Origin of the sequence: Paenibacillus sp. 11B, from assembly GCF_030487755.1 — a bacterium.
GTDB lineage: Bacteria > Bacillota > Bacilli > Paenibacillales > Paenibacillaceae > Paenibacillus > Paenibacillus vandeheii.
In genome coordinates this window covers 1-22,387 of the sequence record NZ_JAUKNS010000013.1, presented here as the reverse complement: position 1 = coordinate 22,387, position 22,387 = coordinate 1, and the positions used below count along the sequence as shown (strand labels likewise).

At 46.9% G+C, this 22,387-nt stretch carries 20 protein-coding genes; 12 read left to right on the top strand and 8 right to left on the bottom strand.

Annotated features, from left to right (window positions below):
- Positions 1-50: 50 nt before the first annotated feature.
- Positions 51-1,319 (bottom strand): polysaccharide deacetylase, encoded by a 1,269-nt coding sequence (locus Q0V21_RS32335; RefSeq protein ID WP_301882555.1) that lies wholly within the window; start codon positions 1,317-1,319, stop codon positions 51-53.
- Between the two features lie 245 nt (positions 1,320-1,564).
- Between Q0V21_RS32335 and Q0V21_RS32330 the strand changes: the two genes are divergently transcribed.
- A complete protein-coding gene (locus tag Q0V21_RS32330; RefSeq protein WP_301882554.1) occupies positions 1,565-2,209 on the top strand; it encodes a DedA family protein in 645 nt (214 codons plus the stop codon).
- 72 nt (positions 2,210-2,281) lie between these two features.
- Here Q0V21_RS32330 and Q0V21_RS32325 read toward each other — a convergent pair whose 3' ends face one another.
- Positions 2,282-3,589, bottom strand: coding sequence for an MFS transporter (locus Q0V21_RS32325; protein WP_301882553.1), 1,308 nt, complete (start codon positions 3,587-3,589; stop codon positions 2,282-2,284).
- A 173-nt stretch (positions 3,590-3,762) separates the two neighbouring features.
- On the opposite strand from Q0V21_RS32325, the gene Q0V21_RS32320 reads away from it, so the two are divergent.
- The 5 genes from Q0V21_RS32320 to Q0V21_RS32300 are packed head-to-tail and all read left to right on the top strand — an operon-like array spanning position 3,763 to position 9,039.
- Positions 3,763-5,274: a spore germination protein gene (locus Q0V21_RS32320; RefSeq protein WP_301882552.1), complete on the top strand. Its 1,512-nt coding sequence runs from the start codon at positions 3,763-3,765 to the stop codon at positions 5,272-5,274.
- 18 nt (positions 5,275-5,292) lie between these two features.
- On the top strand, positions 5,293-6,495 hold the full coding sequence (locus Q0V21_RS32315) for a Ger(x)C family spore germination protein (protein WP_301882551.1): 1,203 nt from the start codon (positions 5,293-5,295) through the stop codon (positions 6,493-6,495).
- 6 nt (positions 6,496-6,501) lie between these two features.
- Positions 6,502-6,738, top strand: coding sequence for a hypothetical protein (locus Q0V21_RS32310; RefSeq protein WP_301882550.1), 237 nt, complete (start codon positions 6,502-6,504; stop codon positions 6,736-6,738).
- A gap of 21 nt (positions 6,739-6,759) precedes the next feature.
- Positions 6,760-7,866, top strand: coding sequence for a GerAB/ArcD/ProY family transporter (locus Q0V21_RS32305; protein WP_079345145.1), 1,107 nt, complete (start codon positions 6,760-6,762; stop codon positions 7,864-7,866).
- 51 nt (positions 7,867-7,917) lie between these two features.
- Complete coding sequence (locus Q0V21_RS32300) at positions 7,918-9,039, top strand: GerAB/ArcD/ProY family transporter (RefSeq protein ID WP_301882549.1); 1,122 nt, start codon at positions 7,918-7,920, stop codon at positions 9,037-9,039.
- 50 nt (positions 9,040-9,089) lie between these two features.
- Here Q0V21_RS32300 and bcp read toward each other — a convergent pair whose 3' ends face one another.
- From bcp to Q0V21_RS32280, 4 genes are read right to left on the bottom strand one after another with little or no spacing between them, the layout of a single operon-like run.
- Entirely contained in the window at positions 9,090-9,554 is a 465-nt protein-coding gene (gene bcp / locus Q0V21_RS32295) for a thioredoxin-dependent thiol peroxidase (protein ID WP_285080760.1), read from the bottom strand.
- 44 nt (positions 9,555-9,598) lie between these two features.
- On the bottom strand, positions 9,599-10,342 hold the full coding sequence (locus Q0V21_RS32290) for an ABC transporter permease (protein WP_301882567.1): 744 nt from the start codon (positions 10,340-10,342) through the stop codon (positions 9,599-9,601).
- A gap of 46 nt (positions 10,343-10,388) precedes the next feature.
- Positions 10,389-11,183, bottom strand: a complete 795-nt coding sequence (locus Q0V21_RS32285; protein ID WP_024630763.1) for an ABC transporter permease — start codon at positions 11,181-11,183, stop codon at positions 10,389-10,391.
- 1 nt (position 11,184) lies between these two features.
- Positions 11,185-12,231, bottom strand: a complete 1,047-nt coding sequence (locus Q0V21_RS32280) for an ABC transporter ATP-binding protein (protein ID WP_024630762.1) — start codon at positions 12,229-12,231, stop codon at positions 11,185-11,187.
- Positions 12,232-12,436: 205 nt separating this feature from the next.
- Between Q0V21_RS32280 and Q0V21_RS32275 the strand changes: the two genes are divergently transcribed.
- A complete protein-coding gene (locus tag Q0V21_RS32275; protein ID WP_024630761.1) occupies positions 12,437-13,480 on the top strand; it encodes an LCP family protein in 1,044 nt (347 codons plus the stop codon).
- Positions 13,481-13,561: 81 nt separating this feature from the next.
- Entirely contained in the window at positions 13,562-14,881 is a 1,320-nt protein-coding gene (locus Q0V21_RS32270; protein WP_301882548.1) for a glutamate-1-semialdehyde 2,1-aminomutase, read from the top strand.
- A 92-nt stretch (positions 14,882-14,973) separates the two neighbouring features.
- Here the strand turns inward: Q0V21_RS32270 and Q0V21_RS32265 are convergent, their stop codons facing one another.
- Complete coding sequence (locus Q0V21_RS32265; RefSeq protein WP_301882547.1) at positions 14,974-16,368, bottom strand: aminotransferase-like domain-containing protein; 1,395 nt, start codon at positions 16,366-16,368, stop codon at positions 14,974-14,976.
- Between the two features lie 178 nt (positions 16,369-16,546).
- Here Q0V21_RS32265 and Q0V21_RS32260 point away from each other — a divergent pair, with 178 nt between their 5' ends.
- From Q0V21_RS32260 to Q0V21_RS32245, 4 genes are all read left to right on the top strand, one after another.
- A complete protein-coding gene (locus Q0V21_RS32260) occupies positions 16,547-17,485 on the top strand; it encodes a DMT family transporter (RefSeq protein ID WP_301882546.1) in 939 nt (312 codons plus the stop codon).
- Positions 17,486-17,864: 379 nt separating this feature from the next.
- On the top strand, positions 17,865-18,971 hold the full coding sequence (locus Q0V21_RS32255; RefSeq protein WP_301882545.1) for a GerAB/ArcD/ProY family transporter: 1,107 nt from the start codon (positions 17,865-17,867) through the stop codon (positions 18,969-18,971).
- A complete protein-coding gene (locus Q0V21_RS32250; protein ID WP_301882544.1) occupies positions 18,952-20,421 on the top strand; it encodes a spore germination protein in 1,470 nt (489 codons plus the stop codon). The genes Q0V21_RS32255 and Q0V21_RS32250 overlap by 20 nt, the downstream gene beginning before the upstream one ends.
- Entirely contained in the window at positions 20,418-21,575 is a 1,158-nt protein-coding gene (locus Q0V21_RS32245; RefSeq protein WP_179132624.1) for a Ger(x)C family spore germination protein, read from the top strand. Before Q0V21_RS32250 ends, Q0V21_RS32245 begins: the two co-directional genes overlap by 4 nt.
- A 73-nt stretch (positions 21,576-21,648) precedes the next feature.
- On the opposite strand, the gene Q0V21_RS32240 is transcribed toward Q0V21_RS32245, so the two are convergent.
- The gene (locus tag Q0V21_RS32240; RefSeq protein WP_301882542.1) at positions 21,649-22,059 is read right to left on the bottom strand and encodes a sensory rhodopsin transducer; all 411 of its coding nucleotides are present in this window, start codon (positions 22,057-22,059) and stop codon (positions 21,649-21,651) included.
- Between the last annotated feature and the right edge of the window lie 328 nt (positions 22,060-22,387).

Genomic DNA, 22,387 nt, shown 5'->3' with positions numbered 1-22,387 from the left:
TTCAGTGTTGCCCGGAAGTAGAGAGAATAGTCCTGCACGAGCGACTTTATTCAGATCAATTTATCCATATACATGCTGGTCGCCGATGCCAGAGGCACGCTGGCTTTCACAATCCATTCCTTTTCATTGGCCTTCAGTGAATCAATATCTGTTCCCATATGCTCCATTAAATCCCGTAGCGGAACCCAGGTTGTTCCTCCCTGGCTCTGCACAACTGCCTCTGTTGTCCTATCATGGATCAATTTTGCACTTTTCGTTGTCAGTTCTCCGCTGATGCTGTCTGCATGGATGATTCGGTCTTTCCATATGGCTGTAGCTGTCCGGGTGTCTGCATTCCAGCGAGCGCTGCCGCCGAACTTTTTCATAAAGGTCCGCAAAGGCACCATGATCCGCTGATCTTCCACACGAAACTCTCCTTGCTTCAATGTGGCCGCTGTGAAGCCAATCTCCACCTTCAGTTCCTTGCCTGCCAACCACAGGTTGCTGTTCTCCTGTACATGTTCTGCAATCCACTCCGTACCCGGAGCCTTGCGTGACTTGTATTTCCCATTGGAATCGATGCGGAATTGAACAGGTTGATCCGAGGCTTTCATCGTGTCAAAACGAAAACCTTGACCGCGGTAGTACTTGATAATGCCAGGAAGTGCTTTTACCGTCTCAGCATGAGCGCCTCCATCATGCATCAACACAATGACCGAACGTGCCCCGCCAGGCAACTTGGTAGCATTGCGCAAAATTTCTTTAGCGGGAACACCCTTGCGTTTGGAATCACCACTGTCAACGTTCCAGTCCATAACGGTGTACCCGCCCAATTTCATCAGATCAAAATAACTCTGGTCAAAATGTCCATAGGTACCGCCTGGTGCACGTACCAGATTCGGACGAAATCCGGTAATTCGATTTACGACTTCCTCTGTTTGTTTGATCTGCTTCCAGAACACTTTGAAATCACTGTACAGCTGTTCATAATTATGATTAAACGTATGATTGCCCAACGCATGTCCATCTTCCACAACCGCATTGATCATCTCAGGATAACGTTCTGCCTGCTCACCAAGCACAAAGAATGTAGCCAGAACCTGCTCCTTGCGCAAAATATCCAATACTTCACGGGTATGGTTACCCGGTCCATCGTCAAAACTCAAATAGACTACTTTGTCTTGGGAATTCTCTTCTTTGGAGGCGGGCGCAGCAGAGCCCGAAGCAGAAGATGCGTAAGTTGTGCCTGCATATGCAGCAAATACACTTAGCAGTACCACAATGCGAAGAACAAGCACAGACCATTTTCCAGATAAAAATGTATGTATTGGTGTTACCATGAACGAATCAACCTCCAACGTCTCTAGTGAATTTGCTGATAGACTTCAGCAGATTTGTTAGAATTATATGGAGGACGCCCTGAAAAAAGACGCGATTTTGTTTTATAATTTTTCACAATTCGGGATGGCTCGTGATTGATTCTTCGCTTCGGATTAGGTAGCATAATGGACAGGTAGGATCATGAACAAAACGCCTTGGAGAGTAAGTATCTCCTCCCACCCTGTCTGCAGGAGAGTGAAGTCTATTGGAATGGCTTGAGAAGGTCCAGCATCTGTTTGGATCCTACGGATACAGCGTTTTATTTTTTGGCTTATTGCTTGAATTCATTGCCCTTCCCTTCCCGGGAGAAACGACCATGGCTTATGCAGGATATCTGTCCTACAAGGGTCATCTGGACTTTGGAATACTTGCCATCCTCGCTTTCCTGGGAACGACGATTGGCATGACGATCACGTATTTTATTGGTGCCAAAGCAGGTCTGCCGTTCATTACGCGATATGGAAAATGGTTTCTAATGAAACCGGACAAGCTGGATAAAACGCAAAAGTGGTTTGCCAAGTACGGCAATGCTCTGATCTTCATCGGTTATTTCATTCCGGGAGTGCGACATTTCACCGGATATTTCGCGGGTATAGCCGCTGTTCCCTTTCGCAAATTCGCTCTCTACGCCTATTCAGGCGCATTGTTCTGGGTGTTTCTGTTTCTGGGCATAGGTAAATTATTCGGTCCCCAATGGAACGCGGTGTTCCAGCTTGCCCATCAATATACAGCTTACATTGTCGCAGGTATTGCACTGCTGTTAATTGCAGCCGTACTTTACCGTTATCGAAAAGCGTGGGCAGCCCGATCGCTGCGCAAGCCTGCTGCTGTTCGGCAAAGACAAAAGTAAACGGTGAGGGTGCCAAACCTCCGGGTTAACTCTCTGTTATTAGCAAGGAGCTGCATGTGCGGCTCCTATTTTTCATGTTCTTTTGGTTGTGCGTCTAATCTTAAAAGCTTCACGTGCCCTTAGCCATCCATAAGCGGTAAGCAAAATAGCAATTGCTGCGAAACCCAAACCTCCTGCGAAACCAAGCTTACGGGGCTCAACCACTTCCAATAATAAACCCGCACCAAACATGGATAACCCCAGCATGCTACTACTGCATGCCGTTACCAAACCATAGATGAGTCCTCGGTATTTCTCAGGTGTATCTCCCATCAACAATGTATCCAGACAAGCATTGCCTACCCCCGACATAAGGGCCAGCAGAATATAGATCAGAACTGCGATCACAGGCAGAGTCGCGATACTAAGAAGCATAAGTAATCCCCCTTCTACGAGTAGACACATGACTACTCCCGGGAGTAACCATTGCTGAAAATAACGAGCGCACCAGTTGCTTAATACCAGCCCTATACCTAGCGCCGCATAGAACAGACCTACACCCCAATCCCCAAGGCCAAACACTTCAATGGCATATACGCTAATCAATACATTGTCGATCCCATTTATGACCGGTACCCACAACTCGAACAGGATGATGATCTGTAATGCTACAGAGGACCGAACCAACCGCCATATAACCAAGAAAATAGGCGCTGCAATGGAGTTTCGAGCGATCACAGAATTTCCAGAAACAGCACCTCCAGAACCATCTCCCCTTCCAGAAGTACTCTCACGTGGTTCAGTCTCAACCATAGGCGGAAATAAGACGTTGCGTATTAAACCTGCTGCTATTAGAAAGCATAAGGCATTCGTAATAAACGCAGCCTGTGGACCAATCACGGAAGATGTGATTCCCCCAAGAAAGGCACCTACTATCAGCACGGTACCGTTCATTACCTGTTCAAGTCCGTTAATTTTGAGCAAATTCTCCGGTTGAACAAGCAATGGTATTCCTGATTTCCGGACAGGCGCATAGAGAGCCTCACCACACGCTAGTAAAGTACTCGCTGTGTATAGAATCCACATATCATCTGCACTGTTCACGAGCAAATAACTCAGAGCAAGAGGCACCCTTATCAGATTAGTAAGCAGCATAATCTTTCGCCGTGAGAAGCGTATGGTTAACATGCCTCCTGCCGGGGAGAGCAGCAGAAATGGAAGCACACGCAGACCAAGGGCTAGTCCTATGGCAAGTCCAGATCCTGTTGTACTGAGAATTAGCGAAAGCATGGCGACCTGACAGAAACGGTCACCTATGCCGTTCACTAATCCGGCGACAAAGAACTTGCGGTACTCCGATTCTTTTTGTAGCAGAAGTAATACGGAAGATCTGGACAACATGAAAAACCCTCTTCTCAAAATTAGATATAAATCTAATTAGATATTATGCTAATAATAAAGGATTGACAATGTTCTTTTTTATTCTGCGGGATAATCAATAACACATTTGTGATAATCCTGATTCATCCAGGTCATACTAATTTGCAAATATAGGGTGTATAAGGGGTGAAGGAATGAGTACAGCATCGCAGAGCAGTCTGGATCAGACGATATCTCCGAATCTTACGGATAATATAGATTACTGCAACCAAGTGATGGGGAATAGCAAAGACTTGATGATTCGCCCACTGCATTGTTTGCAAAAATGGCCTTCTGTCATGTTGTACATCGATGGAATGGTGGATGTGCAGATTATCAATCGTTCCATCCTGGAATCCTTGTTACAAACCCGGGAGATACCTGAGTTTTCGGAGGATAATGAGCATCTGGTCTATCTCCAGAATGACGTGCTAGCGGCCAGCAACGTGTTATTAATTGATGAGATGAAAGACATTCTTGATGCCCTTCTGGCGGGCTTTGCCGTTGTGCTCCTAGAAGGTTCCACTCGGGGCCTGAAAATTGCAGCAGCAGGCTGGGAAGACCGTCCCGTCGGTGAACCGATCTCCCAGACCGTTGTTCGAGGGCCCATGGAAGGCTTCAATGAAAACTTACGTACAAATACAGGCTTAATTCGCAAACGAATTCGAGACCCCCATCTCTGGATTGAGGAAAGGGAGCTTGGTCGAGTCACGAACACCAGGGTAGCAGTGGTATATCTGGAGCATATCGTTGATCAAGAGGTTGTAAAAGAACTGCGGCGCAGACTGGATGAGATTGATATTGACGCTATTCTGGAAAGCGGATATATCGAGGAACTCATACAGGACAAAACAGGTACGATCTTCCCTACGGTTTATAACAGTGAGCGACCAGACAGCGTATGTGCTGCACTGCTTGAAGGTCGGGTAGCGATCATTATAGACGGAACTCCTTTCGTACTGCTTGTCCCTGCCCTGTTTGTTCATTTCTTTCAGTCTCCCGAAGATTACTACCAACGTGCCGACATCAGTTCGTTAATTCGACTAATCCGTTATCTGGCTTTTTTTATCGCGCTGCTCGCTCCATCCTTTTATATTGCCATTACTACCTTTCACCAGGAAATGCTGCCTACCAACCTGCTTATTAGTCTGGCAGCTCAGCGTGAAGGTGTTCCATTCCCGGCATTCATTGAAGCCATCTTAATGGAGCTAACCTATGAGATTTTACGGGAAGCCGGCATCCGGATTCCGAAGACTGTCGGTCAGGCCGTTTCCATTGTGGGTACCCTTGTTATTGGTCAGGCCGCAGTAGATGCAGGCGTTGTATCGGCTGCCATGGTTATTATCGTATCCATTACAGCGATATCCAGTTATGTTATTCCGGAAAATGGACTTTCCATCTCTGTACGGATTCTGCGTTTTGTCCTGATGATTCTAGCTGCCGCCTTTGGTTTCTACGGGATTCTGATGGTTCTGCTGATTACGGTAACCCATCTATGCAGTTTAAGATCCTTTGGTGTGTCTTATATGTCCCCGTTTGCACCTTATATCGGGAAAGACCTCAAAGATACCATTTTCCGCGTGCCTTGGTCCCGGATGAAAACCCGTCCGATCTCTACCGGAACTCCGAACGTAACCAGACAGGCAAACAAAAAAACGAAGCGATAATCGGTAAGGAGAACGTGTATGAACAAATGCCTACAATTGATTCTATCTTTTGCCGTTCTGCTCCCTCTCCTTACCGGATGCTGGGATCGACAGGAACTCAATGAACTTGGCATCATGCTGGGTCTTGGTGTGGACAAGGATGGAGACATGATCAAGGTGAGTGCCCAGGTTGTTGTTCCCAATGAAGTATCCTCCAAGTCAGGGGGCGGTAAAGGAACGCCAGTGACTCAGTATCAGGCTTCTGCGCCTACCTTGTTTGAAGCCATTCAAAAGTTAACACAATCAAGCCCACGCCGCATTTTCATGGCGCATATCCGTGTGATGGTCATTGGTGAAGAGTATGCACGGAAAGTCGGGATTTACGACATTACTGAAGCATTAATGCGTGAACCTACCGTCCGTCCTGATTATTACGTCATGGTTGCACGTAACACAACAGCCTCCAAAGTACTTGACGTGCTCACACCACTTGAGAACTTACCTGCAGAAAAGATGTTTAATTCACTGGATGTATCCACCAAGACCTGGTCACCCACAACAACCGTAACCGGGGATCAATTAATGGAATATATCCTTTCTCCCGGAATACAGCCGGTAATCACAGGGGTTGAGGTTGTTGGTGAAGCGGAGAAAAGTGGTAGTCAAGCTAATATTACAACAATTAAATCTCCGGCCAAGCTGAATTCAACTGGACTATCCGTCTTTAAAAAAGACAAGCTCATTGGCTGGTTAACGGAAGACGAATCTAAGGGATATAACTATATTCGAAACAATGTGGTATCCACGATCGGTCATCTTCCTTGTCGAAAGGATGGTTATGTGACCTTTAAAACACTTCGAACAACAACCAAACGCAAAGCAAAAGTCGTTGCGGGACACCCTGTAATCGACATTAAGATAAAAAATGTATCATCTATTGGTGCCGTGGAATGCGGAATTAAAATTGGTTCAATGAAAGTCCTCAAGGAACTGGAACGTGACAGTGAGGAACGACTTAAAGATCTGATGCAAGAATCCATTAAATCGGTACAGCGCAAATTTCATGTCGATATATTCGGGTTTGGGCAAGAGGTTTATCACTCGGATCCCAAGTTTTTTAAAAAGGTGGAAAAGGATTGGGACGACTATCTCGAAAATCTGGATGTTCATTACGATATCAATGTGCAAATCAAACGTGTAGGCACACTGGATGATTCGTTCAAAGATCAAATTAGGGAGTGAGACAGGGTGCTACTTACACTTAGTGTCATTGTGACTGCAGGGCTAATTGGGTGGTTCGATCTGCCTAGACTCATCCGTCGTAAGGAATGGAAGGAAACTATTGTGTACAGTGCCTTGCTGCTCTTGGCTACCTTCCTCAGTGTATTTGCGATCAATTTGTGGGAATTTCCCAGTCCGCTTTATCTCATCATATGGATCTATGAACCGGTAAATCAATTTTTAGCACACTTGACTGGAACTTAGGAAAAAAAGGAGGTGGACATTATGCTTGAACAGGGCCGCATCGGAATAAGACAATTGTCCACCCTTATATTCATGATGGTGGTCGGGGATATGATGCTGATCTATCCTTCGGTTATCACTTCCTATGCCAAACAGGATTCCTGGATATGTGCACTTATCGGCGTTCCACTCGGAATGCTGCTCATGCTAATGTACTTAAAGTTATGCAGCTTGTATCCAGAGAAAAATCTGATACAGATTCTGCGCAGTATCCTGGGATTTTGGCCAGGTTCTTTAATTTCCGTATTTTACCTTTTCTTTTTTGCCGTAGGGGCTTCAGCCCATACCAGAGAAGTCGGAGACTTCATCACGTCTCAAATTTTTCAATATACTCCGATTCGAGTCATCATTCTGATGTTTGTCATCACCTTGGGCTGGGGCCTGTATCATGGCTTAGAAACAATGGGACGCAGCAGTGAATTACTGATGCCTATCCTGATCGTATTTATTTTTGTACTTGCACTCTCTCTGCTGCCCCAGATTGATCCCAGCAATTTGAAACCTTTGAAGGACACTAGCGTCGTTCCCATCCTTCAGGGAACTCTCGTTAGTATCATATATCCGGTAGGTGAACTGATTCCCATTATGATGGTTCTTCCTTACACAATAAAACAGGCGCACCAGACCCGGGACGTACTTTTGTCAGCAGGAGCTGGAAACCTATTGCTTGCGATCCTGGTTACCATCTCCTTGCTCGTTCTAGGCGCTTTCCTTACACAGCATAATATTTATGCTTCCTTTGTTTTATCTCAGAAGATTAATATCGGTGGTTTCTTTGAACGGATCGAAGCCATTATGGCTTCTTCCTGGCTAATCTCCACGTATGTCAAAGCAATAGTGTATTTGTATGCATTTGTTGTTGGATGTGCCGAATTATTCAGGCTCAAGCAGTATCGCATGCTTATCTTGCCAGCATCCTTGTTGGTATTTGCCCTTGCCAATTTGGTCTCGCCCAATTTGACTTTCATTGTCATTACCGTCGTTCCATACTGGGTAGATTGGGACACCACATTATGTATTATTTTTCCTGGATTGTTATTGTTGGTGCATAGGTTCAAAAAAGGATGGAAATCAAAGTCTTCCGGATAGCATAATATTGATGCCTCTGTTAGCTGTCGATTAGAAAGGAGGATAGAGACCATGATTATTAAAGATAAAATAACTATCCGGCAATTTGCACTGCTTACCTTTCTTGTCATGGTTGGGGATATGATTCTGATCTATCCTTCATTGGTCACAACCTTGGGCAAACAGGATGCATGGATATGTTCTTTCCTCAGCCAGCCTATCGGTCTATTTATCATTTGGATCTTTTACAAGCTACACCAAACCTACCCTGAACTATCTTTAATTGAGATTTGCCAGAAATTGCTTGGTTCATGGATTGGATCGATCTTGTCTGCTGGTTACCTGTTCTATTTCGCCATTGGCGCTGCCATCTGTATCCGTGAGGTTGGAGACTTCATGACGACTCAAATCTACCTCGAAACCCCCATCCGTGTTATTTTAATTATGCTCTTGTGTGCGCTAATCTGGGGCCTAATGAAAGGATTGCAAACCATGGGGGCAACGAGTGAACTATTGACTCCAATTGTTGTTGTCTTTATGGCTCTTCTGTTCGTGGGGCTGCTGCCCAAAATAGACGCTTCACATCTGCGACCATTCCTGAGCAGCAGCTGGGTCCATTTGGTTGAAACCGTTATTCGCGGAGCATTTACCTCCTTCGGGGAACTGATCGTACTTACGATGATTCTTCCTTATGTGACGTCAGGGCCACACGTTAAACGAGATCTGCTGCTTGCCACTTTCTGTGGAGGCCTGCTACTATGTGTGCTGTTATTGTTTTCCCTTATGGTTGTAGGACCTTTTCTGACCCAGCATAACATTTTCATTTCCTACACCCTGTCTCAAAAAATTAATGTGGGTAACTTTTTTGAGCGTATTGAAGCCTTTATGGCTACTGCTTGGTTAATTGCAACCTATTTTAAAAGCCTGTTGTACATGTTTGCTTTTGTTATCGGACTAGCTCAGCTGTTTCGGTTAAAAACATACAAACCACTCATTCTCCCTTCATCCTTGCTCATGTTTGCATTGTCCATCCTGATTTCTCCCAATGTCATTTTTTATATTGAAACCATTATGCCTGCCTGGGTGGATTGGGATATAACCGTATGTTTTATCATTCCGCTCCTTCTTCTACTTGTTCACCGGATCCGTTCTCGCAAGAACAACCAGACAACTTCTGATCGTGTTTCAACATAAAAAAGGCTGTGTTCACGTCAGAATCCGCGAGCACAGCCTATAATATTTTTTTATAACTCCCTTACCGCTTCCAGCGCAGCTTCAATATGTCCTTTGACTCTCACTTTCGACCACGACTTCAGAAGGACACCCTCTTCATCAATGAGGAACGTGGAGCGTACCATCCCCATATATTCCTTGCCATACAACTTCTTGAGCTGCCATACGCCGTATTGCTCGGCAACCTGATGTTCTTCGTCTGACAGCAAGATGAATGGCAAGCCGTATTTGGCAATGAATTTGTCGTGCTGCTTCATCGGATCAACACTAATCCCCAGAATAACTGTATTTAACCCCTCAAACTCCTCATGACGATCACGGAAATCACATGCCTGCTGGGTGCAGGACGAAGTCATATCCTTCGGGTAAAAATAAATCAACACCCGCTGTCCGCGATAATCCGAGAGCTTCACCGTCTCTCCCGTACTGGACGGAAGCTCGAAGTCTGGTGCCAACTTTCCTTCGGTTAATGTCATCTCATTTCCTCCTTTCGTCTATGCTTTCGTAAAAAGTGGTTCCGTTATGATCCCGCTCCGCGATACTTCTTCACGCCATAATTCCAGAGCAGAAGGCCCATGGAACCAAACGCTAACCCCATCACAGGTGTCAGCATCGCCATACGATGCATTTCCGTTCGTTCCAGGAACAGGGCTGCGGGATAAATGCCCACAAAGGCAAACGGAATGACCCACGTTAATAGCACCTGAATTGCACGGTTATAGATGGTTACCGGATAACGTCCATATCCCTGAATGTTGTACATTAATGGCAGGATGCCTGTAGGCGCGTCCGAATAGAAAGACAATGACGTTAAAGTGATATAGATTCCTGCATAGATTAACACGGAACTCAGAGCAAGAATAATGAGGGCCGGAATATGCCACCACTCCAATCCAAGCCCCATCTCCGCACCACTAATGCCCATAATGATTAGGCCAATAAATGAACCAACGAGTGCGGGCGGGTCCACATTTTCAAGTAAAATCTGGAACAGGTTATGCGCAGGCCGGGTCAATATGCGATCCATCTCACCTTTGACGATATATCGTTCACTGAATCCCCATAGATTGATAAAGCAACTGAAGATGCCGTAAGGCACCATAAAATATCCATAGACAAAAAGGACTTCACTCTCACTCCAGCCACCCAAATTATCAGTATGTCGGAAAACCACAAAGATGAAGATCAGATTGGTTGCCTGGAACAGCAAATCCGAAAGGATCTCGACCCAAAAGTCGGCGCGGTATGTGAGACGTGTTTTCATGTAATTTTTTAAATATTCCCAGATCAGACCCAAATAGTACACTTGGTTACCCTCCTTGCACGAACAGACGCTTGCGCGCCTGACGCCAGATCAGCATCATCGGAATGAGCAGTATGACAAACCAGAACACCTGAATGCCGAGTACACTCCAGATGCCAGTGCCTTCCACTCTTCCGGTGAAGACGGAGCCGGGCAGATAGGTAATGGCCTGAAAAGGCAATACTTTCATCACTGCGGACATCCAGCCCGGATAGAGGCTGATTGGGATAATCAGACCGGAGAACAGATCAACCACGACGCGTTTCATGCGCATCATGCCCTCATTGTTTTCCACAAAGAATGCGGCCAGTCCCGTAATGACATTAATCTGGGAGTTAATCAGGAAACTGAAGAACAGCATGACCAGAAAACCAATCCACGCGGACGGCGCCGTGGGCAGTTCAACCGGGAACAACAGAATGGCAATGAGCATTCCCGGAATCATGAGCAGCAGGAAACGGAAAATCCCTTCACCCAGACCCTGCATCATTTTGACCATGACATAATTGATCGGTCTTATAAATTGAATGGCAATGGAGCCATCCCGAATGTCTGTGGCTATTTCCCGGTCCAGGTTGTTAAAATAAAACGCACGCGCCATCCACGATACCGCCACATAAGTCGTCATCTGAGCTGCCGTAAAACCGCCTAGTTCACCACTACTGCCGTAAATGGCTTGCCAGGTAAAGTAATACACGCCGATATTCAGCGTATATATCAAAATGCCGGAATAATAATTCACCCGGTATGCAAGCATCGTCAGGAACCGGATGCGCATAAAATCAAAAAATGCACTATTCATCTTAGGATACACCCACCGTTCCGTTCCCGGCTCCCACAATCTCGGGACGCTCAGCGGAACCGGATTGGTAAATACTGCGCACGATCTCATCCGTGTTAATCTCAATAATCTGAATATCGGTAATATCTGCCTGTCCAACAACACGCCCAAGCACATCCGACACATTGAGTTCAAGTGGAATCCAGACCGATGCGGACAGTTCATTCTCCACCGTCCAGCGAACAGGCAGTGCAGCAGTCCATTCCAGCATTTGCTCCATGGTGTGACCCGTGCCGAACTTGAATCGGATTTCTCGTTCCTTGCCCCACTGGGACTTCAGATGATCCAAACCGCCATCATAAATGATATTGCCTGCATCGAGCATAATAACTCTTGAGCATAACGCTTCGATGTCCTGCAGATCATGGGTAGTCAGCAAAATGGTTGTTCCGTGTTCCTTGTTCATGTCTTTCAGGAATTCACGAATTTCCGATTTCACGACAATATCCAGACCAATGGTTGGCTCATCCAGGAAAACAATATCCGGATTGTGCAGCAGTGCAGCGACCAGTTCACAGCGCATACGCTGTCCAAGACTGAGCTTACGAACCGGACGATTCAGCAGATCCTGAAGCTGTAACCGCTCAACCAGTTCATCCAGACGTTTGCGAAAATCGACCTCACCTACACGATACACCTTGCGCAGCAGATGGAAGGACTCAATGACACCGATATCCCACCATAGTTGGCTGCGTTGACCAAATACGACACCAATATTCTGTACAAACTTCTCACGTTCCTGATACGGAACATATCCACCAACCGATATCTGCCCTGAAGTAGGCACCAAAATGCCGGTCAACATCTTGATCGTTGTTGATTTACCGGCACCGTTCTCCCCAATATATCCGCATATTTCGCCCTGCGGAATCTGAAATGAAATATCATTTACAGCCAATACCTCCTGGTATTGACGTGCAAACAGGTCTTGGAATGCGCCCTTGAGCCCTCCTCGGCTTTTCTGGACGCTAAACGACTTGCGCAAATCTTTGACATCAATCGCCAGCATGATTATACCTCACTTGGATTTTGTTGAAATTGCTTGTAGCCCAAAAAGAAATTATAATAGTATCAGTCAAATTTCAGCAAGCTTTAAAAAAATAGTCTGAGGCCGCGTCCTCTGTTGCATCTCACAGAAATGTCGTGTACGGAAAGCCCGGGCTATATCAAATTGGAATCATCTTCATTTATTTTGAATACAAAGGAGAGCTAGCATGACCAGAAAGACGAAGAGAACCATTTGGATTTCTCTTGCCGCCTTCGTGCTGATTGTTGGAGGCGCTGCGGCATTTTATTTCGGTTCTATTCTCAATCAGTTGAATGGCTTGCAAAAGGAAGGCGACAAATCGCCGTTTGCCGGTATCGAAAATGTTGAAAAAGTAAGTACACCAGACCCTCCAAAATGGGAAGGCACCGAAACGGTCAATATTCTCGTTATGGGTGTCGATGCCCGCGGGCTGGAGAAGGGGGAAGTTCCCCGTTCTGACAGCATGATGGTCGTTTCGCTTGACCCACTCACCAAAAAAATCAATTTATTCTCCATTCTGCGCGACACATACGTCAATATTGACGGGTACGGCAAGGAACGAATCAATACCGCCATTACCCATGGCCCCAACGTGGCAATGAAAGCTGCAGGAGACTTGCTGGGTATCCCTATCCAGTATTATGTGTACACCGATTTCCAGGGATTCATCAAATTGGTTGATGCTGTTGGCGGTGTGGATTTTGACGTAGAGAAGGACATGCATTATACAAGTAAAGCGGACAATAACGAATACGATATTGATCTAAAAAAAGGCTACCAGCATTTGGATGGCGATACAGCTCTCATGTACGTTCGTTTCCGTCATGATGCCATGTCGGATTATGCCCGCTCTGAGCGGCAGCGTGAATTTCTCAAAGCTGTAGCAGCGAAAATGCAGTCAACGACAACGATTGCCAAGCTGCCTTCCATTCTGGAAGAAGTCAATCCTTATGTAGATACCAATCTGACCCTCTCCGACATGTGGAAGCTGGGCGGACTCGGATATCAGAGCAGCATGAACGGCAGCGAGCAAATTCCGCCAATGAAAATGCTCAAGGAAGAGCGTACACCAGGCGGAGCTGAGGTGCTGTCGGTAACCAATGAAGAAAAACTTAAGCAATATATTCAAGATATCATTCATCCTCCTGCTCAAGAAGAAGGCAGCACTACCGGAGCCGAAGACAAAACGGCAAGTGGTGACGAGCTAGATACCAAGCAACCCGCACAGTAAAGAAGTGTAACACGCAGAGGGCAGCCCATATGCTGCCCTCTCGCTGTGTTTTGTTTATCTAATACGAAAGGAAGTTATCTAATGAATCCATCACGTACCCGTTCCGAAATTTTATACGAAGAAGCCCTTCAACATATTGTAGGAGGTGTAAACAGTCCCTCCCGCTCGTTCAAAGCTGTAGGCGGCGGTGCACCTGTATTTATGAAAAAGGCGCAAGGCGCGCACTTCTGGGATGTCGATGACAACCGATATATCGATTATCTCGCGGCGTACGGCCCGATTGTTACAGGGCATGCTCACCCCCATATAACCAAGGCCATTACTGAAGCAGCAGCGAATGGTGTCCTGTACGGCACACCAACAGAGCTTGAGATCCGGCTTGCCAAAATGCTGAAAGAGGCCATTCCTTCCATGGACAAGGTTCGTTTTGTAAACTCCGGTACAGAAGCGGTCATGACCACGATCCGTGTTGCACGTGCCTATACCAAACGTAACAAGATTGTGAAATTTGCCGGATGTTACCACGGTCACTCCGACCTGGTCCTTGTGGCAGCAGGTTCGGGGCCTTCCACGTTGGGTATTCCGGATAGTGCCGGCATTCCCACGAGTATCGCACACGAAGTTATCACAGTACCTTTCAACGATCTAGATAGCCTGAAAGCAGCTCTCGAGCGTTGGGGCGATGATGTCGCTGCGGTCATGGTTGAACCGATTGTGGGCAATTTCGGGATGGTTATGCCGGAGCCAGGCTTCCTCGAAGGACTCTGTGCCATGACTCGGGACAACGGCTCGCTGGTCATTTATGACGAGGTAATTACAGCCTTCCGTTTCCACTACGGCTCTACACAGACGTACGCGGGACTAGACAACCATGCCGAGATTGAACCGGATCTGACGGCACTTGGCAAAATCATTGGCGGCGGTCTGCCGATCGGTGCTTACGGTGGTCGCAAACAGGTCATGGAGCAGGTTGCTCCACTCGGCCCAGCCTATCAAGCCGGAACGATGGCTGGTAACCCTGCGTCTATCTCTGCCGGTATCGCTTGTCTTGAAGTTCTGCAAGGCGAAGGTATATATGCGGAGATGGAGCGTCTAGCTATCGACCTGACAGCAGGCCTTCAGGCTTCTGCAGATCGGTATGGCATTGCTTTAACCATCAACCGAATTCGTGGTGCCTTCTCCACCCACTTCTGTGACCATCCGGTTACGAACTATGATCAAGCACAGGATACCGATGGTGAACTGTTCGCTTCTTTCTTCCGTCATATGCTGAATCGTGGCATTAATCTGGCTCCTTCGAAATATGAAGCCTGGTTCCTGACCACAGCACATACGGACAAGGATGTTCAAGAAACATTGGAAGCTGCTGAAGCTTCCTTCAAAGCTATGGCTCAGGAGTAATCAGTCATCTAACCATTCCCACATCGCACCAGAGCGAGCACTTTTGCAAGCATATAGAAATTATCACATGAAATAAGGCGTCCCACGAGCGATTATTCCGCTTGTGTGGACGCCTTTTGCAGTTTCGCTATCTCCTCACGGATAATCCGCATCCCTTCCTTGATTCGCTGCTTGGGTACATTGGATATGTTTAACCGCAGCATTTTATCCTGAAGTATCCCCTGTGCACCTTCCGGATAATATCGTTCTGTTGTATCGGCAATAACTCCCCGTTGATCCAAACGAGACAGCAAGACCCTGAGCGGCATATCCTTAGGCAGTGGAAGAACCGTATGCTCCCCGCCTGTACGCGGCGCCTGTGCAAATGGAGCAAAGTCCGGGAAAGCATTAAGCTGTTGATACAATTTGTTCATCCGGGCAGCATAGCGGCTGCGGATGACTTTACCATGGTGAGCAAACATCCCGTTACGGATGTAAACCTCAAGTGCAGCCTGGGACAGTACCGCAGTGTCAATGTCGAGCATTTTTTTGTATGTACTAAACGATGCAGTAAGACTTGCAGGCAGAATAGCCACGCCAATCCGCAGGCCAGGAAACAGGATTTTGGAGTAACTTTTCAGATAAATGACCCGCCCTTCCGTATCATACGACATTAACGGGTCCTGCTTCGTGTTCTCTTCCAGATCAGCCAAAAAATCATCCTCTACCAGATAGACATCGTAACGCTGCGCCAGCCGGATCAATCTCTTCTTCTCTGCTGCAGTCAAAGAAGTGCCAATCGGGTTATGAAAACGCGGCATGACATAAAAAAATTTGATATCTCCTTCACGGAACTGTCGTTCGAGCGCGTCCCAATCCAGGCCATCCATTGAGCGTCTGACACCTGCAATCGGCACATTCAGCCCTTTCAGAAGCGAAGGCATATTATGATAACCCGGCAGTTCCAGCATTACCTTCTTTTTCCCATTCGGAAAAGGCATTAGCGCCAGCACAGCCAGTGCCTGCTGCACCCCTGACGTAATAAAGAACTGCTCTTTCCGGGCGAATACCTGGTAATCGGCGAATTGCTTCTGCAGCAATTCAATCAAGGAAGGCAAGCCCCTCTCGGTTCCGTACAAAAACAAGTCCGCCTGCTTCTTCTCCATCGCCTGGTCCACACAATGGCGAAAATCCGAATAAGGAAATACCCGCGGGTCAGGAGCTGCGGAAGCAAAATCCAGCGGGCCCTGCCACTCTCCATCCTCCACTTCGGCTCCATTCTGTACCGCATAATACCCTGACTGAGGCACCGCGTAGACCAGATGTCGCTCTTCCAGCCACTCATATGCGCGTATGGCTGTACTCACACTGCATTGATATTGCTCAGCCAGAACACGTACAGCTGGGAGCTTGATTCCTTTGTCCTGCCATTGTCCACTGTTTTGCTGCCGCAATTGATCCTGTATCCATTTCTTTAGCGATTCGGCGATCATTTCGTATTTCCTCATTGGATTCCGCCTTTCCTCCGACTTCTGTCTCACCTTAATTGTACCGGTACAGTAAACGTTTTTGTCTATTGTACCACTCTTTGTCTGGCAGTATATTGAATAAGGCCAGACAGCGTTCACAGCAACATATGCGCCGCTGTAAAAGAAAAGAAATTCGTATTTTATTGGAGGAAACCCCATGAACAATAATACCCAGTCTAGAACATACGCATATGTAGCAGCTGTTTTATATGCAGCCATTATTGGTTTATCCTTTTTGTTTGTCAAAATGACGGTGAGTGTTGCACATCCGATCGATGTACTTGCACATCGTTTTGCTTTGTCTTTACTCGTAGTCAGCATCCCTGTCATTCTCGGATGGATCAAGATCAAGCTAACTCTTCGTGATCTGTGGCGTATCATTCCGTTAGGACTGCTCTCTCCTGTTTTGTTCTTTGCCTTTCAGGCATTCGGACTCGTCTCGTCCAACTCATCGGAAGCAGGCATTATTCAGGCCATGGCCCCCGTATTTACACTTGTGCTGGCCTCTATCTTTCTGAAGGAACGTACAACAATCATGCAAAAACTGTTCCTGCTGCTGTCCGTGGCTGGTGTAGTCTTTATTTTCCTGATGAAAGGAAGCGGGATGTCGGCAGGCAATTTCAAAGGTATTGCTTTATTGCTGCTCTCCACGGTATGTTTTGCAGGATATGGAGTATTGGCAAGACCCTTGGCCCAAAAATACAAACCGATGGAATTAACCTGGGTTACCCTGATGGTTGGATTTGTAGTCTTTAACGCGGCTTCCCTGATTCGTCATGCTTCGGGGGGAACCATGATGGATTATGTGAAGCCACTCGGAGATGCTTCTTACTTGGGAGCACTGGCTTATCTGGCCATCCTCTCCACCATGTTCTCCACACTTCTGGCGAGCTATGCCCTGACTCATCTGGAAGCTTCCAGAATGAGTGTATTCAGTAATTTGTCCACACTCATTTCGATTGCTGGCGGAGCCTGGATATTGCATGAACCAGTGCATGGATACCACTTCATCGGAGCCCTGCTGATCATTGCCGGTGTACTTGGCACCAATATGAGCGGAAGAAAACGCAGGCTGGTCATTCCAGATAAAGCGTGAAACAATGTGAAAAATTGTAAACGGGCATTATAAGCTTCGTCCATCTATTCTGTTCCCATCTGGGAAACAGACTGAAGGACGAGGCTTTTTTTATTTATTTACCTATAACTGTTGCAAGGATTGCAAGAAGATTGCGGGCATTGCAATTAACGAGCTGCTCTCCCCTTTTCGAGAACGGCGACAGTACTATGAACAACGTGGGCAGGAAGTGAAAGAGATCCTCGTGGAAGGCACACGTCAAGCCCGCCGGGCTGCCCGTGAGACGATGCTTGAGGTTCGTGAAGCGATGGGAATACGTTATTTCGACTGACAGTATGAGAAGGCTTGATCACGTTAACACTGCTGAGAACAGTCCATTGGGAAAAGAGGTCCCCTCAGCATGAAACCAACACAGCCTTCTTTTTTGCAAGCCATGATGTTAATAATGTTATCTGTCGGCCTGATCAGCCACGTCCTGATCATCCCTGCCCTTTTGTCTGCAGCCAAAAGAGATGCATGGATATCCGTTCTGTTGTCTGCAGGCCCTTATCTTTTATTCACTTTAATGCTTGCCTATGTCTCGCGTTTTCTCCAGCACCAAACCCTGCATGAATGGCTGACTTCCCATCTTGGCAAGCCTCTTGGGCTGCTGTTTCGGGTGGTAAACAGCCTCTTTTTTCTGTCCGTAATCTATCTTACTCTGCATGATACCACCACTTGGGCCAAAACCAATTACCTGACAGAGACGCCAATATTGGTTACAAGCATTGCTCTTATGTCTCTCTGTGCCTATGCGGCGTATAAAGGAATACGTTCTCTGGCATTTACAGCAGGATTAGTCCTGCCCTTGGTTGTGCTGCTTGGCTTCTATGTCGCTATCGTTAATACACAATACAAGGATTACAGCCGTCTGCTGCCCGTGCTTGAACAAGGCTGGCGCCCCGTGCTCCACGGCACAGTCTACAGCCTTTCGGGCATGTTTGAGCTGCTGTTCATCTGGTACATACAGCCTCACCTCTCCAAGCAGATACGTGTATGGCAGTACCTCATGCTCGCGCTAATTATTCTTGGGCTGACACTTGGCCCACTTATTGGAGCTATCGTGGAATTCGACCCTTTTGAAGCTGCCAAAATGCGATATCCTGCCTTTGAAGAATGGCGCATTGCCTCCTTGGGCAAATATATTGCCCAGACTGATTTCTTTTCCATTTACCAGTGGCTTGCCGGTTCTTTTACCCGTATTAGTCTCGCCATGTATATTGTAATAGAAATTTGGAATATTAAGAGCGCCTCCAGAAGGATCCTATGTTGTGCCATTCTTGGCGTTTTATTTATTCTTTCCATGCTGTATCCTCTGGATGATATGACATTCGAAAGGCTGCTTGTCCAATACATATTCCCGTTCAATCTCATGTATCTGAGCGGACTAGCGGTGGTTGCAACAGCAGTTGCATACATCAGTTCACGCCATCAGAGGAGGAAACATCATGGAGCACCAAACGATTGATACCACGTCCCATGAAACACTGCTTGCCTCTTTCGAAGAGCAGTTCAGTCCCTGTGCAGATGTTGTTATTCAGACCTTTCCCGCCAAAGACACAACCGATATGTCGGTGATCATGCTCTATTGCGACGGTCTGGTCGACGGCAAACAAATCAATCAGTTTATTATCCCGCGGCTGGAACGGCATTCTCTGTTCATAGAAGAAGCACACCCCAAAGAGTTGGGATTAACATTGAATCCGGTAGATGATCTCACAGATGTAGAAAACTTAAACCTGTTGATTTTTAGCGGACAATTACTGCTTGTTTTCGGAAATGGTGATCAGTCCTGCAGTCTGGATATTGCGAATATCCCTGGGAGAAACCCTGAGGAATCGGCGATCGAGTCATCGATTAAAGGGCCCCGGGATGGGTTCACTGAGGAGCTGTCCGTGAATATCGGCCTCGTTCGCAAACGAATGAAAACCTCTTCCATGTGTTATGAGAAATACGTTAAAGGCGGTCGTACCCAGACCACTATTGGTCTGTTGTATGTCAAAGACATTATTAACCCGGATATTCTGAAAGAAGCACGCCAAAATCTCGACCAAATTGAAATTGATGGCCTTCTCGGTACCTCCATTATGGAACGTGCGATTATGGGGGGAATTCGCAGCATCTTCCCGCTCACGGATAACACGGAGCGACCCGATTATGTCGTGGACTCCCTATTAAATGGGCGCTTTGCTGTTCTAATTGAAGGTTCACCAGTAGCTATTATCGCTCCAACCACTCTATTCAATCAGCTGAAATCGCCCGAAGATGAGAGTACCCCTTTTTTTATTGTTACTTTTGAGCGAATTTTGCGCATTTCTGGATTACTGATTGCCTGCTTCTTTCCTGGCTTTTATATCGGCCTGACCAGTTTCAATGTGGAGCAGATCCCCCTGCCTCTGCTCGCAACCATTTCAGGTACCCGGATGGGTCTACCCATGCCAGTAACGCTGGAAGCATTTTTAATGATATTTATGTTCGAGCTATTTAATGAAGCTGGCCGCCGACTTCCACGTGCCTTGGGACAGACCGTCAGCGTGGTGGGCGGGCTTATTATCGGAGATGCAGCTATTCGAGCAGGAATTACTTCCCCCACGATCATTGTCACGGTGGCTATCTCGGTTATCTCCAGCTATATTTTGGTGAATACCGTGCTCAGCGGGGCTACTGCTCAAGTCCGGATTGGGATGCTTATTATTTCTTCCATCCTTGGATTATTCGGTTTCATGCTTGGACTATTCGGTCTGCTGGTGCACCTCGTATCCTTGGAGTGTTATGGCGTCTCGTATCTCTCACCCGTCTCACCTTATATTCCCGGTGACTTCACCCAAGCCGTATCCATGCCTCCTTCCATGAAACGGACCAATCGTCCGGCCGTACTCCATACACAGGATTCCACTCGCCGGAGGAAACGCCCGTGACAAGATGGACGGCTAAGGTTAGCTTGTTTATAAGCTGCTTCATCCTGCTGACCGGGTGCTGGGATTCGAAAGAGGTTCAGAGCATTAACTTTATCACGGCTGTAGGGATAGACTATGTGGACAACCACTACATTGCTTACGCGCAACTGATTGACTTCTCCAGTATTGCCAAGCAGGATGGACCAACTTCAAGGGAAGCAAGTGATATCTGGATCGGACGGGGTGAGGGTACAACGCTGAGTATGGCTATTGACGACCTGTATCAAACTTCTCAGCAACAAACGCTGTGGACCCATGTAAAAGCGATTGTCTTATCGGAAAATGTGTTGAATGGAAAGCTGGAGGATGTCTTCAATACCCTGTTGCATTCAGGCCAACTAAGATATACCCCATGGCTCTACGGTACAGATCATAAAATTACAGATGTACTTACTCCCTCTGCCTTGCTGAACCAATCCGCCCAGACCATTGAGCTGTTTGAACCGATGAAGCTGTATAAGCAGCATTCCAGTTATGAACCCATCCGGCTTCATCAACTCATTGACGGATTTCGGGAGCCTGCTTCAGTTATTCTTCTGCCTTCCATTACTAATCAGAATCGGACATGGTTTAACGGAGATAAAACTCCCCCGCTGATTAGAATGGATGGGTTTTATGTCATTTCAAACGGTAAAAATCAAGGCAAGGTGACGGGCAAGGACGCTGATGGTACACGATTCGTAAATTATGACCACGTCTATCAATATCAGTTATACGTATACAGGAGTGGAAAAAAAACTCCGGCTCTGACGCTTAGGCTTAATAACCCGAAGACCAAGATTAAGGCGAGGAAAGAAGGAAATGGTGTTACCTTTGATCTGGTTACTTCGGTTAAAAGCGCTATCATTGAGGATCATGACTCTCACCAGTCTCCCCATGCCATGGAAAAGGAGGCGGAGAAACAGATTGAGTCCGAAATCCGCGATACGTTTGAAAAAAACAAATCACGCAAGATTGATTCCTACGGTTTTGTGGAACACCTCTATCGCCATGAACTCCCCTTATGGAGACAAGAGGTATATAAACGGGCTAATCCACTTGAGCGGTTTAAACTCGGAAAGGTGGAAGTTCATGTGAAAATCCTTAATGCCAGTACGTATAAATACAATGAGTAACCCAAAAAGACGATCAGCAGCCTGTAGTTCATCATCAGGTTCCTGGTCGTCTTTGCTATTTATAATTCATAAGTTATCTCAGTGGAAAAGCCATAACACTCATGAGTGCCAGTTCAGGCTGAGTTGTATCCAGGCGACTGTACTGGACGATAACTGGAACATTGCTGGAGACGGTAATCGCATAGGGTACTCCCGGGGGTATCAGTTGTTCATCCGATTTTAGCAACGCTGTCCGGATATGTTTTGTTCTCCGCGCAGGCACCTCAGCCATGATGTTTTCGAGCGGTTCCCTGTCTTCGAAGTAGATCGTTATTTGCAGCTGTGCGTCCACTGTGCCTGTATTTAATACACAGATGCTCTCATGACTCTCCAGAGAGCCTGAGCTGTCCGGTGGAATGTAACCATCGGGAATCACCCAGTAGGTGTGACCCGTCGCTGCGGAAGATGATTTACGTGCTGAAGTGTTCGTCTGATCCTGTTCCAATGAATTTCCTCCTTTGCCAAAGCAATAATTAGTTAAACACGCGGGGGCTAGCGGGGCAGACGCTTCGACGGGCGGATCGGGCTGTGGGCCGCTGTTGGCTCGGGATTTCTTTTTCATTCCCCCTCAGCAGGGGAAATCCCGCTCCAAAGGCGGACGCTTCGCTCCCTCTGCTCCGATGCAGCCCTCCTTCGCTGCAACGCTCGCCATGGCTTTTTAAAGGCTTATTGCCTTCGCTATGCTCGCGGGGCAACTTTTCGAGATGCTCGTTATTTCATTAACTCGCTGAATAAAAAGGCTAATCGCGGGGCAGACGCTTCGACGGGCGGAA

What these genes read in the sequence shown, in the direction of transcription:
- Q0V21_RS32335 (WP_301882555.1), bottom strand. Translation starts at nt 1,319, where the DNA reads ATGGTAACACCAATACATACATTTTTATCTGGAAAATGGTCTGTGCTT.
- Q0V21_RS32325 (WP_301882553.1), bottom strand. Translation starts at nt 3,589, where the DNA reads ATGTTGTCCAGATCTTCCGTATTACTTCTGCTACAAAAAGAATCGGAG.
- Q0V21_RS32320 (WP_301882552.1), top strand. Translation starts at nt 3,763, where the DNA reads ATGAGTACAGCATCGCAGAGCAGTCTGGATCAGACGATATCTCCGAAT.
- Q0V21_RS32315 (WP_301882551.1), top strand. Translation starts at nt 5,293, where the DNA reads ATGAACAAATGCCTACAATTGATTCTATCTTTTGCCGTTCTGCTCCCT.
- Q0V21_RS32305 (WP_079345145.1), top strand. Translation starts at nt 6,760, where the DNA reads ATGCTTGAACAGGGCCGCATCGGAATAAGACAATTGTCCACCCTTATA.
- Q0V21_RS32300 (WP_301882549.1), top strand. Translation starts at nt 7,918, where the DNA reads ATGATTATTAAAGATAAAATAACTATCCGGCAATTTGCACTGCTTACC.
- bcp (WP_285080760.1), bottom strand. Translation starts at nt 9,554, where the DNA reads ATGACATTAACCGAAGGAAAGTTGGCACCAGACTTCGAGCTTCCGTCC.
- Q0V21_RS32290 (WP_301882567.1), bottom strand. Translation starts at nt 10,342, where the DNA reads ATGAAAACACGTCTCACATACCGCGCCGACTTTTGGGTCGAGATCCTT.
- Q0V21_RS32285 (WP_024630763.1), bottom strand. Translation starts at nt 11,183, where the DNA reads ATGAATAGTGCATTTTTTGATTTTATGCGCATCCGGTTCCTGACGATG.
- Q0V21_RS32280 (WP_024630762.1), bottom strand. Translation starts at nt 12,231, where the DNA reads ATGCTGGCGATTGATGTCAAAGATTTGCGCAAGTCGTTTAGCGTCCAG.
- Q0V21_RS32275 (WP_024630761.1), top strand. Translation starts at nt 12,437, where the DNA reads ATGACCAGAAAGACGAAGAGAACCATTTGGATTTCTCTTGCCGCCTTC.
- Q0V21_RS32270 (WP_301882548.1), top strand. Translation starts at nt 13,562, where the DNA reads ATGAATCCATCACGTACCCGTTCCGAAATTTTATACGAAGAAGCCCTT.
- Q0V21_RS32265 (WP_301882547.1), bottom strand. Translation starts at nt 16,368, where the DNA reads ATGAGGAAATACGAAATGATCGCCGAATCGCTAAAGAAATGGATACAG.
- Q0V21_RS32260 (WP_301882546.1), top strand. Translation starts at nt 16,547, where the DNA reads ATGAACAATAATACCCAGTCTAGAACATACGCATATGTAGCAGCTGTT.
- Q0V21_RS32255 (WP_301882545.1), top strand. Translation starts at nt 17,865, where the DNA reads ATGAAACCAACACAGCCTTCTTTTTTGCAAGCCATGATGTTAATAATG.
- Q0V21_RS32250 (WP_301882544.1), top strand. Translation starts at nt 18,952, where the DNA reads ATGGAGCACCAAACGATTGATACCACGTCCCATGAAACACTGCTTGCC.